Genomic DNA, 13,543 nt, shown 5'->3' on the forward strand with positions numbered 1-13,543 from the left:
ACAGGCCACCCTGGACGTGCTGGCCCGCCACGAGTCGCTGCGCACCAGCTACCCGGACTCGGAAGCCGGTCCGTACCAGCACATCCTGGACGTCGAGGACATCGGCCTGAGCCTGAGCCCGGTGCCCGTCACCGCGGCCGAGGTGGCCGGGGCGATCACCGCCTTCGCGTCCGCCGGTTTCGACGTCACCACCGAACTGCCGTCGCGCATCGGTCTTTTCATCGTCGATGAGCACAGCGTGATCGACGACGAGGCCGCGCCGGCCGCCGAGTACGTGCTGGCCGTGGTCGTGCACCACATCGCCGCCGACGCGCTGTCGCTGCAGCCGCTCATCGGCGACCTGATGCGCGCCTACCTGGCCCGGACCGCGGGGCAGCAGCCCGGCTTCGAACCGCTGGCCGTGCAGTACGCCGACTACGCCCTGTGGCAGCACGAACTGCTCGGCGACGCCGGCGAACCCGGCACCGTCGCTCACCAGCAGATCGAGTTCTGGCGCGAGACCCTGGCGGGCCTGCCGCCGCAGCTGAGCCTCCCGGCCGACCGCCCCCGCCCGGCGGTCGCCACCAATGCCGGCGCCGCCGTGCCGTTCTCGGTCGACGAGACCGTCGCCGCCGGACTGCGCGAGCTGGCCCGCGCCCACGGCGTCACCCTGTTCATGGTCGTGCACGCCGCCTTCGCGGCCCTGCTGGCCCGCACCTCCGGCACCGCCGACATCCCGGTCGCCTCCCCGATCGGTGGCCGTGGCGACCGCGAACTCGACGCCCTGATCGGCATGTTCGTCAACACCCTGGTGCTGCGCACCCAGGTCGAGGCCGACCGGCCCTTCAGCGATCTGCTGGGCACGGTGCGCACCGCCGACCTGGCCGCCTTCGGCCACGCCGAGCTGCCCTTCGAGCGCATCGTGGACGCGCTGGCCGTGGACCGCACCACCGGCGCGCCGCCGCTGGCCCAGGTCATGCTGTCGTTCAACGACGCCCGCATGAGCGGCGGCACCGGCACCTTCGAGCTGCCCGAACTGGCCGTCACCCCCGTCGAGATCGACGACCCCACGGTCAAATTCGACCTGCACCTGGTGGTCGGCGAACTCGGCGAGCAGGCCGGGCTGACCGGCAACCTGCGCTACGCCACCGAGATGTTCGACGCCGCCACCGCGGCCTCGCTCACCGAGCAGTTCGGCCGTCTGCTGGCGGCCGTGGCCGCCGACGCCACCATCCTGGTCGGCGACATCGACCTGCTCGGCGACGCCGAGCGCGAACTCGTCGTGCGGGGCTGGAACGCCACCGCCTTCGACGTGGACGCCGCGCTGGGCCTGACCCCGGCCGCCACCGCTGACGCCAAGACCCTGATCGCGCTGTTCGAGGAGCAGGTCACCCGCACCCCCGACGCGATCGCCCTCACCTTCGAGGGGACAAGTCTGTCCTACGCCGAGTTCGCGAGCCGCGTCCGTCAGCTCGCGCGCTGGCTGATCAGCGAGGGCGTCGGACCGGAATCCCTGGTCGCGCTGGGCATGCGCCGCTCCCTGGACCTGGTGATCGGCATGTACGCGGTGTCCGCCGCCGGCGCCGGCTACCTGCCGCTGGACCCCGACCACCCGGGCGAGCGCCTCGAGTACATCCTCGAGACCGCCGACCCGGTGACCGTACTGACCTCCGGCGCGGACCTGCCGCTCGACACCGCCCAGGTGCGCATCGACCTGCTCGACCTGACCGGCATCGCCGACGCGCCGATCACCGACGCGGATCGCATCGCCCCGCTGCGGGATTCCAACACCGCCTACGTCATCTTCACCTCCGGCTCCACCGGCCGCCCCAAGGGCGTCGCGGTCAGCCACGCCGCGATCGTCAACCGCCTGGTCTGGGGCCGCTCGGCGCACGGCCTGACCGCCGCCGACGTGGTGCTGCAGAAGACCCCGATGACCTTCGACGTGTCGGTCCCGGAGTTCTTCCTGCCCTTGCAGATCGGCGCGCGCCTGGTGATCGCCAAGCCCGAGGGCCACAGCGATCCGGTGTACCTCGCCGAACTCATCGCCCGCGAGGGCATCACGGCCGCGCACTTCGTGCCGTCCATGATGACCGTCTTCGTCGCCGAGGAGGCCGCCGCGCGGTGCACCTCGCTGCGGATCGTCTTCGCCTCCGGTGAGGCGCTGTCCTCGAAGCCCGCGCACCAGCTGCGCGCGCTGACCGGCGCGGAACTGCACAACCTCTACGGCCCGACCGAGGCCGCCGTCGAGGTGGCCTACCACCAGGTCACCGATGCCGACGTGGACGCCGTGCCGATCGGCCGCCCGACCTTCAATACCGAGCTCTACGTGCTGGACGCGCGCCTGCGCCCGGTCCCGGTGGGCGTCGCGGGCGAGCTGTACCTCGCCGGCGACCAGCTGGCGGTCGGCTACGTGGCCCGTCCCGATCTGACCGCGGATCGCTTCGTGGCCAATCCGTTCGGTGCGTCGGAGCGCATGTACCGCACCGGTGACCTGGTCAAGTGGAACCGCGACGGTGAGCTGGAGTACCTGGGCCGCACCGACTTCCAGGTGAAGCTGCGCGGTCTGCGCATCGAGCTCGGCGAGATCGAGGCCGCGCTGACCGCGCACCCCGCCGTCGCCCAGTCCGTGGTCGTGGTGCACGGCTCCGGCGCCGACGCGCAGCTGGTCGGCTACGTGGTGCCCGCCGCGGGCGCGGAGATCTCGGTGGGTGCGCTGAAAGCCGAACTGGCGCAGCGACTGCCGGTCTACATGGTGCCCGCCGTCCTGATGGCCCTGGAGTCCTTCCCGGTCAACAGCTCCGGCAAGCTGGACCGCGGCGCGCTGCCCGCCCCGGCCGCCGCCACCACCGCCTTCCGCGCGGCCACCGGCCCCGAGGAACGGATCGTCGCGGAGGTCTTCGCCGCCCTGCTCGGCGCCGCGCGAGTCGGCGCGGACGACGACTTCTTCTCCCTCGGCGGCAACTCGCTCATCGCCACCCAGCTGGTGGCGCGCCTGGGCAAGGCCGCGGGCGTGCGGATTCCGCTGCGCGCGGTGTTCGAGGACGCGACCGTCGCGGGCCTGGCCGCCAAGATCCGTGCGGCCGACGCCGAGACGCTGGTCGAGCTGCCGCCCGTGGTCGCGCAGGAACGCGGTGACCACATCCCGCTGTCCATCGCCCAGCAGCGGCTGTGGTTCCTCAACCGCTTCGACATCCGCGACGGCTACACCATTCCGTTCGCGCTGCGCCTCACCGGCGCGCTCAATGTCGAGGCGCTGCGTGCCGCGGTCGCCGACGTGGTGGACCGCCACGAGACCCTGCGCACCATCTACCCCGAGCACGACGGCCAGGCGAGCCAGCTGATCCTGCCCACCGGCACCCGGCTCAGCGACCTGACCCCCGAGCCCGTCACCTCCGCCGACCTGCCCGGACTGGTGGAATCGGTGGCGCGCACCGCCTTCGACGTGACCGCCGAGGTGCCGTTCCGCATCCGGCTGCTCGAACTCACCGACGAGCCGGGCGTCCACCTGCTGGTCCTGGTGGTGCACCACATCGCTGCCGACGGCTGGTCCTTCGGCCCGCTCACCCGCGATATCGCCACCGCCTACGTGGCCCGGTGCGCCGGTGAGGTCCCCAACCTGGCGCCGCTGCCGGTGCAGTACGCCGACTTCGCGCTGTGGCAGCGCGCCGCCCTGGGCGGTCCCGAGGACTCCGAATCGGTGCTGGCCCAGCAGCTCACGCATTGGACCCGCCGCCTGCACGGCGTCCCGGACGTGCTGCCCCTGCCCACCGACCGTCCCCGGCCCGCCGTGGCCAGTGGTCGCGGCGCGGGCTTCAGCGGCCGCTTCGACGCCGAATTGCATTCGGCTGTCCTGGCTTTCGCGGCCGAGCGCCGGGTCACCCCGTTCATGGTGCTGCACACCGCGCTGTCGGTGACGCTGGCCCGTCTGTCCGGCACCGCCGACATCGTGATCGGCACCCCGGTCGCGGGCCGCGGCGACGAGGCCCTCGACGACCTGGTCGGCATGTTCGTCAACACCCTGGTGCTGCGCACCGAGGTGCGCCCGGACGCCGCCCTGGCCGAGCTGCTCACCCAGGTGCGCGACACCGACCTGACCGCCTTCGACCACGCCGTGGTGCCCTTCGAGATGCTGGTCGACGCGGTGAATCCGGTGCGCTCCCAGGCGCACGCGCCGCTGGCCCAGGTGACGCTGACCCTGCAGAACCACGCCCGGCCCAGCATCAAGCTGAACCGCCTGGCCATCGAGGCGCTCACCGTGGACGCCACCGCCACCCAGTTCGACCTGGACTGGACGCTGGCCGAGACCACCGGCGCCGACGGCGCGCCCGGCGGCATCGACGTCTACATCACCTACGCCACCGACCTCTTCGACGCCGCCACCATCGGCGGCTTCCAGGAGACCTTCGAACGCGTGCTGCGGGCGCTGCTCGCCGATCCCCGCGTCGCCGCCGGTGACGTGGAGATCATGTCGCGCGCCGAACGCGGTGCGCTGCTGGTGGATCGCAATGCCACCACCCGGCCGCTGCCGGTCGAGACCCTGGCCGAGCTGCTCGACGCGCGGGCCGCGCTGGATCCCGACGTGGACGCGCTCGTCTTCGAGGGCGAGCGGGTCGGCTACGCGAACCTGGCCCGGCGCGTGAATCGCCTGGGCCGCCTGCTGATCGCACAGGGCGTCGGCCCGGACGCGATCGTCGGAGTCACCGCCCAGCGGTCTGTCGACATGGTGGTCGCGCTGTACGCGGTGGTGGCGGCCGGAGCCGCCTACGTGCCGGTCGACCCGTCCCACCCGGCCGACCGCATCGCGCATGTGCTCGGCACCTCGGACAGCACCCTGGTGCTGACCGTCGGCGGGGCCACGCTGCCCGAACTCGCGGGCGTGCGCGTGCTCGACCTCGCTGAACTGGCGGAATCCGGTGCGCTGGACGAGTTCTCGGATGCGCCGATCACCGACGCGGACCGGCTCGGTGTCCTGCACCCGGACAACCTCGCCTACGTGCTGTACACCTCCGGCTCCACCGGTCTGCCCAAGGGCGTGGCCACCAGCCACCGCGCCATCATGAACCAGCTGCGCTGGCTCGAGGAGCGCTACGGCGTCACCCGCGAGGACAGCATCATGCAGCGGGCCCCGCTGGCCTTCGACGTCTCGGTGTGGGAGTGCTTCCTGCCCGCCATGGTCGGTGCGCCCCTGGTGATTCCGCGCCCGGGCCCGCTGGACCTGGACTACCTGGCCGGCCTGATGCGCGAATTCGGCGTCACCATCGCCGAACACGTCCCGTCGGTGCTGGCCGCGCTGATCGCCGAGGGCCACGGCGACGCCCTGAAGTCGTTCCGCCACCTGCACACCGGTGGTGAGGCGCTGCCCGTCGAACTGCTCGGCCGGCTGCGTGAGCTGGTCGGCGGTTCGGTGCACAATGCCTACGGTCCGACCGAGGCCGCGATCTCGACCATCTACCACGAGTTCTCCGACGCCGACCCGGATTTCGAGGTCGCCATCGGCCGCCCGAACTGGAACACCCGCGCCTACGTGCTCGACGCCCGCATGCGCCCGGTGCCGATGGGCGTCATCGGCGAGCTCTACCTGGCCGGCGCCCAGCTGGCCCGCGGCTACCAGGGCCGCGGCGCGCTGACCGCCGACCGGTTCGTGGCCGACCCGTTCGGCGTACCCGGCGCGCGCATGTACCGCACCGGCGACCTGGTGCGCTGGAACCGGGCCGGCGACCTGGTCTACATGGGCCGCAACGACTTCCAGATCAAGCTGCGCGGTCAGCGCATCGAGCTCGGCGAGATCGAGGCCGCCCTGCTGTCCGCGCCCGGCGTGGCCAACGCGGTGGTGCTGCTGGCCGAGGACACCACCGGGGCGGACTGCCTGGTCGGCTACGTCTCCGGCGAGCAGCTCGACGCCGAGGCGGTGCTGGCCCACGCCCGCACCCAGCTGCCCTCCTACATGGTGCCCGCGCACGTGGCGGTCCTGGACGCCATGCCGCTCACCACCGTCGGCAAGCTCGACCGGGCGGCCCTGCCCGCCATCGAGTTCACCGCGACCACGGTCGCCTTCCGGGAGCCCGCGCCCGGCGCGGAGGCCACCCTGGCCGCCCTCGCCGGAGACCTGCTCGGCGGCGTCACCCTCGGCGCGGACGACGACTTCTTCGCCCGCGGCGGCAACTCGCTGCTCGGCATGCGCCTGATCGCCCGCGCCAACGCGGCCCTCGGCGTGGAACTCAGCGTGCGTCAGCTGTTCGAGGCCCCGACGGTCGCGGGCCTGGCCGCGCTGGCCACCGCGGCGGGCACCGGCCTGCCGCTGCGGCGCATGGTCCGGCCGGAGCGAATCCCGTTGTCCCCGGTGCAGACCCGCATGTGGCTGCTCAACCGGCTGGACCCGGAATCCGCGGCCTACAACCTGCCCTCGGCGGTCCGGATCACCGGCGAGATCGACACCAGCGTCCTGCTGGCGGCCTTCGGCGACGTGGTCACCCGCCACGAGGCGCTGCGCACCATCTACCCGTCGGACGCGGACGGCGTCGGCTACCAGCTGATCCTGCCCGCCGAGACCGCGCCGCTCCCGCTCGAGATCCACACCGGCGAGAACGCCGCCGACCCCGCCTGGATCGCGGCCTTCGCGAACACCGGATTCGACGTCACCACCACCGTGCCGATCCGCGCCGCGCTGCTGCGCGAATCCGAGGACAGCCATGTGCTGGCCGTGGTGCAGCACCACATCGCGGGCGACGGCCAGTCGATGAACCCGCTGCTGCGCGACACCGTCACCGCCTACCTGTCCCGGGCGGCCGGACACGCGCCGGAGTGGACCGACCTGCCCGTGCAGTACGCCGACTTCGCGCTCTGGCAGCGGGCCACCCTCGAGCTCATCGGAGACCGCGAACTCGGGTTCTGGACCGAGACGCTGCGCGACCTGCCCGAGGAACTGTCCCTGCCCACCGACCGGCCCCGCCCGGAGGTGGCGTCCGGCCGCGGCGCGTACCTGCACACCAAGGTCGACGGCGAGCTGGCCGTCGCGATCAAGCGAATCGCGGAGGCGCACAACGTCACCCCGTTCATGGTGTGGCACGCCGCGCTGTCGCTGCTGCTGGCCCGCCTGTCGGCGAGCACCGACATCGCCATCGGCACCCCGATCGAGGGCCGCGGCAATGCCGCCCTCGACGACCTGGTCGGCATGTTCGTCAACACCCTGGTGCTGCGCACCCAGCCGGAACTCGGCCGCGGTTTCGACGCGCTGCTGGCGCAGACCCGCGACGCCGACCTGGCCGCGTTCGACCACGCGACCGTGCCCTTCGACCAGGTCGTGGACGCGCTCGGGGTTTCCCGCACCCAGGCGCGGAACCCGCTGTTCACCGTGGCCCTGGCGTACATGAACCTGGACACCCCGACCTACTCGGCGCCCGGCCTGACCCTGGCCGGCGTCGACTACGAGGCCCCGGTGTCCCGCTTCGACCTCCAGGTCACCGTCTCCGACGAGCCGGACGCCGAAGGGCGGCTGGCCATCGAATGGAACTACGCCACCGACCTTTTCGACGCCGAGACCATCGCGTCCTTCGCCGATCGCCTGGAGCGGGTGCTGCGCGCCGTGGCCGCCGACGCGACCGCGCCGATCGGTGACATCGAGCTGATGGAGGCGGCCGAGCGCCGCGATGTGCTCGAGCTGTGGAGCGATCCGGGCGCGGGCATCGGCGAGACCGGCGACACCATCACGAGCCTGTTCGAGAACGCGGTGGCACGCCACCCCGAGCGGATCGCCGTCGGTTTCGGCGACGAGCAGCTCACCTACGCCGAACTGGATCGGCGCGCGAACATGCTGGCGCGCAGGCTGATCAGCCACGGCGCGGGCCCGGAATCCCTGGTCGCGGTGCTGCTGCCGCGCACCGCGGAGCTGGTCGTCGCCCTGCTGGCCGTGCTCAAGGCCGGTGCGGGCTACGTGCCGCTGGACCCGGCCTACCCGGCCGACCGCATCGGCTACGTGCTCGAGCACGCGAAGCCGACCAGCGTCATCACCGACTCCACCGTCGGCGTCGAACAAGCGCTGGGAGACGCCGCGACCGCCGCACTGAACATCATTCGCCTGGATGAGGATTCGCGGGAATGGCCGGGCACGCCGGTCACCGATGCCGACCGTCCCGCACCGCTGCACCCGGACAACCTGGCCTACGTGCTCTACACCTCCGGCTCCACCGGCCGCCCCAAGGGCGTCGGCGTGACGCACCGGAACGTGGTGCAGCTCATGGAGAACATCGTTCCCGAGTTCGAGTTCAGCCAGGACGATGTGTGGGTTCTGTTCCACTCCTACGCCTTCGACTTCTCGGTGTGGGAGCTGTGGGGCCCGCTCTTCCACGGCGGCAAGGTCGTGGTGGTCGACTTCCTGCTCTCGCGCTCCCCGGAGCAGTTCCTCGAACTGCTCAGCCGGGAGCGGGTCACCGTGCTCAACCAGACCCCGTCGGCCTTCTACCAGCTCGACGAGGCGGATCGCCTCGCGGCGGCGGCCGGTACCGCGCACGACCTGTCGCTGCGATACCTGATCCTCGCCGGTGAGGCCCTGGAACTGCGCCGCCTCTCGGATTGGGTCGCCCGCCGCGGCGACGCCGAGCCACGACTGGTGAACATCTACGGCATCACCGAGACCACGGTGCACGTCACCCACCGGTCCCTGGACGCCGGAACCATCGCCGCCGCCACCGGTTCGGTGATCGGTGAGGCCATCCGCGGGCTGCGCACCTATGTCCTCGACGAGCGCCTGCACCCGGTACCGGTCGGCGTCTCCGGCGAGCTCTACGTGGCCGGTGCGCAGCTGGCGCGCGGCTACATGAACCGCCCGGACCTGTCCGCGGCCCGCTTCGTGGCCAGCCCCTTCTGCGCGCCGGGCGAGCGGCTCTACCGCTCCGGTGACGTGGCCCGCTGGAACCGCGACGGCGAACTCGAGTACCTGGGCCGCGCCGATGATCAGGTCCAGGTGCGCGGCTTCCGCATCGAACTCGGCGAGATCGAAGCGGCCGTGCTCGCACAGCCGGGCGTCGCGCAGGCGGCGGTCATCGTGCGCGAGGACCAGCCGGGCGATCAGCGCATCGTGGCCTACCTGGTGCCGGACGCGGCGAGCCGCGACATGGAGCCCGGCGGCGTCTCCGTCACGATCGACGCCGTCCGCGACGGGGCCGCCGAGCGGCTGCCGTCCTACATGATCCCGTCGGCCTTCGTGGTGGTGGACGGAATCCCGTTGACCGTCAACGGCAAACTGGACCGTCGCGCCCTGCCCAAACCCGAACTCCGCACCGCCGAGTTCGTCGCCCCGCGCACCGACGCCGAGCGCACCGTCGCCGGCATCGTGGCCGCGGTGCTGGGCATCGAGGACGCGGAGCGGGTCGGTCTGGCCGACGACTTCTTCGCCCTCGGCGGCAACTCGCTGACCGCCACCCAGGTGGCCGTGCGGCTGTCCGCCGCGTTCGGTGCGCAGGTGCCGGTGCGCGCGGTGTTCGAGGCCCCGAACCTGGAGGCGCTGGCCGCCGCCGCGGTCGCGACCGACCTGAACGTCGCGGTCCGCCCGCCGCTGCTGCCCCGCACGGCGGCCGGCCCCGCGCCGGTTTCGCCTGCCCAGCAGCGCATCTGGTTCCTCAACCGCCTGGATCCGGATTCGACCGCCTACAACATCCCGCTGCCCATCCGCCTGACCGGACCCCTGGACGTGGCGGCGCTGCAGGCCGCGATCGCCGATGTGGTGGTCCGGCACGAGGTGCTGCGCACGGTCTACCCGGAGACGGCGACCGGTCCGGTGCAGGTCGTGCTGCCCGCCACCGCGGTGTCGGAACTGCCCGCGCTGGAAGCGATTCCGGTCACCGAGGCGACCGTCGTCGCGGCGGTCACCGAGCTGATCGGTCAGGGCTTCGACGTCACCGCGTCGGTGCCGCTGCGGGCCGCGCTGTACGAGCTGGCCCCCGAGGACCACGTCTTCGTGGTGGTCATGCACCACATCGCCGGTGACGGCGCCTCGCTGGCCCCGCTGGCCGCGGACGTCATGACCGCCTACGCGGCCCGCAAGTCCGGCGTCGCCCCGGCGTGGACGCCGCTGCCGGTGCAGTACTCGGACTTCGCGGTCTGGCAGCGCGATCTGCTGGGCGCCGAGGACGATCCGGACTCGCTGATCTCCCGTCAGCTGGGCTTCTGGACCGAGCGCCTGGCCGGGCTGCCGCCGCAGCTCGAGCTGCCCACCGACCGGCCACGCCCGGTGGTGCTGGAGACCGCGGGTCGGCGCGTCGACTTCACCGTCGACGCCGAAACCCACACCGCGCTCACCGATCTGGGCCGTGCGAACGGGGCCACCCTGTTCATGACGGTGCACGCCGCGTTCGCGACCCTGCTGTCGCGGCTCACCGGGTCTGCCGACATCGCGGTCGGCACCCCGATCGCGGGCCGCGAGGACGCCGCGCTCGACAACCTGGTCGGCATGTTCGTCAATACGCTGGTGCTGCGCACCGGCGTCGACCCGGCCGAGGGCTTCGACGCGCTGCTGCGCCGGGTCAAGACCGACGACGTCGCCGCCTTCGGCAACCCGGACGTGCCGTTCGAGCGTCTGGTCGAGGTGCTGAAGCCGGAGCGCTCGACCGCGCGCCACCCGCTGGTGCAGGTCGGTTTCTCCTTCAACAACCAGCGTCCGGCCGCCTTCGACCTGGACGGGCTCACCGTCGCCGCCGTCGAATTCGACAGTGACGTCACGCAGTTCGACCTGCACCTGGTGATCGTGGACAGCTACGACGCCGACGGAACTCCCGCCGGACTGACCGCCACCATGACCTACGCGACCGCCCTGTTCGATGCCGTCACCGTGGAGTCGTTCGTGCGCCGCTTCCAGCGGGTGCTCGACGCGGTCATCGCGGACGCGTCGGTGCGGACCGGTGACATCGACCTCCTCGACGCGGACGAGCGCACGCTCATCCTCGAGGAGTGGAACGACTCGGCGGCGGTCTTCGGGGTCGAACCCGAACCCACCCTGGTCTCGCTGTTCGACGCGGCCGTGGCCGCCAACCCCTGGAACATCGCCCTGGTGGCCGAGGGCCTGGCGCTCACCTACGCCGACCTGGACGCGCGGGTGAACCGCCTGGCGCGCTTCCTGATCGAGCACGGCGTCGGCGCCCACGACACCGTGGCCCTGGCGCTGCCGCGCTCCGCCGACCTGGTCGTGGCCATCTACGCGGTGATCAAGACCGGCGCCGCCTACGTGCCCGTCGACCCGGCCCAGCCGGGGGAGCGGATCGCCCACATCCTCGACACCGCGCGGCCCGTCCTGGTGCTGACCGCCGCGGATCTCGAACTGGACGAGGCGATTCCGGCCGTGCGACTCGACCGGCTCGAGCTCGGCGGCTATCCGTCCGAGCCGATCACCGCGCGGGAACGCCGGCACGGCCTGGTCGCGGGGAACACCGCGTACGTCATCTTCACCTCCGGCTCCACCGGCCGCCCCAAGGGTGTGGCGGTGTCGCACCAGGCGATCGTCAACCGCCTGGTGTGGATGCAGTCCGAGTACCGGCTCACCGCCGCGGACGTGGTGCTGCAGAAGACGCCGGCCACCTTCGACGTGTCGGTGTGGGAGTTCTTCTGGCCCTTGCAGGTCGGCGCGCGCCTCGTCGTGGCCGCCCCCGAAGGCCACCGCGACCCGGCCTACCTGGCCCGCGTCATCGACGCCGAGGGCGTCACCACCGCCCACTTTGTGCCCTCGATGCTGGCGGCCTTCGTGGCCGAGCCGGCCGCGGCCGGATGCATCGGGCTGCGCCAGGTGTTCGCCTCCGGTGAGGCGCTGCCCGGTGGCGTGGCCCAGCGGCTGCGAGCGCTCACGGGCGCGGAGCTGCACAACCTGTACGGCCCCACCGAAGCCGCCGTCGACGTCACCTACCACCAGGTCGTCGACGCCGACGTGGACACCGTCCCGATCGGCCGCCCGGTGTTCAACACCCGGGTCTACGTGCTGGATTCGCGCCTGCGGCCGGTTCCGGCGGGTGTCGCCGGTGAGCTGTACCTGGCCGGTGACCAGCTCGCCACCGGGTACGTGGAACGGCCCGACCTGACCGCGGATCGCTTCGTGGCCAATCCGTTCGGTGCGTCGGAGCGGATGTACCGCACCGGTGACCTGGTCAAGTGGAACCGCGACGGTGAGCTGGAGTACCTGGGCCGCACCGACTTCCAGGTGAAGCTGCGCGGTCTGCGCATCGAGCTCGGCGAGGTCGAGACGGCGCTGACCGCGCTGCCCGAGATCGACCAGGCCGTGGTCGTGGTCTGGCCGGGTCAGGACAGCGGCGGCGAGCACCTGGTCGCCTACCTGGTGCCGGCGGGCTCCGGCGCCCCGGACGCCGACGCCGTCCGCCGCGTGCTGGCGCAGCGCCTGCCGTCGTACATGGTGCCCTCGGCCTTCGTGACCTTGGACGCTCTGCCGCTCAACACCTCCGGCAAGCTCGACCGCCGGGCGCTCCCGGCTCCCGAGTTCGCCGCCCGCGAATTCCGGGCTCCGGCAACGGAGCTGGAGACCACCGTGTGCGCCGCCTTCGCCGAGGTGCTCGGCGTCGAGCGGGTCGGCCTGGACGACAGCTTCTTCGAGCTCGGCGGCACCTCGCTGGTCGCGGCCCGGCTGGCGTCGCGACTGGGCGAACTGCTCGGCACTACGGTCCCGGTGCTGCTGCTGTTCACCGCGTTCACCCCGGGCGAGCTGGCCCGGGAACTGGAGGCGGCGAGCGGCGCCGATCCGGAGGCCGCGCTGGACGTGCTGCTGCCGCTGCGCCGCGAGGGCAGCGCGGAACCGCTGTTCTGCATCCACCCGGTCGGCGGCATCTCCTGGTCCTTCGCGGGCCTGGCCGCCCACCTGGACTCCGATCGCCCGATCTACGGTCTGCAGTCACCGGCCCTGAAAGCCGATGGCGTGCTGCCGGATTCGATCGAGGACTGGGCCGCCGAATACGTGGCCGCGATCCGGTCGGTACAGCCGTCCGGGCCGTACCACCTGCTCGGCTGGTCGCTCGGTGGTGTCCTCGCCCACGCGGTCGCGGTGCGACTGCAGGGCGCGGGCGAGCAGGTCGCCACACTGGCCATGCTCGACAGCCACCTGGCCCCCGCCGGGGCCGGGCCGGTGTCCACCGACGCCGCCCTGGCCGAGGTGCGGGAACTGCTGGGCAGCCTGCTCGGTGACCGCGCCGGCGAGCTGGACCTCGAGGCCGTCACCACGCCCGCCGACCTCGCGGCCCGCCTGGTCGCGTTGCCGGACCAGGGCGACGGCTGGGGTCCGGCCTCGCTCGGCGAGGACCGGATCGCCCGCATCCTCGCGTCGAGCCTGCGCTCGATGGAGCTGGCCCAGGCCTACCGTCCCGGCCGTTTCCACGGCGACCTCACGTATTTCACCGCAGCCCTGGAGGAACCGGCCGCGGCCGGCGCCGCCGGGTGGACCGCCGCCGTCGACGGCGCGGTGCGCGATCACGCGGTACCCGAAACCCATTGGCAGATGACATCGCCGACGGCGCTCGCGCTCATCGCGCGGTCGCTGAACGCACTGTGGCACTGAATTCCCAGGTGAGAAAGGCTG

At 72.3% G+C, this 13,543-nt stretch carries 1 protein-coding gene (cut by a window edge); it reads left to right on the forward strand.

From position 1 onward, the window contains the following. Positions 1-13,522, forward strand: partial view of a non-ribosomal peptide synthase/polyketide synthase gene (locus tag ACFRAQ_RS01295; RefSeq protein ID WP_379092474.1) — the 3' portion only. Its footprint begins 5,531 nt before the window's first position; the window shows 13,522 of its 19,053 coding nt (coding positions 5,532-19,053); the start codon falls outside the window, past its left edge; the stop codon is at positions 13,520-13,522. Positions 13,523-13,543 lie beyond the last annotated feature (21 nt).

This window comes from Nocardia sp. NPDC056611 (assembly GCF_042792755.1).
GTDB lineage: Bacteria > Actinomycetota > Actinomycetes > Mycobacteriales > Mycobacteriaceae > Nocardia.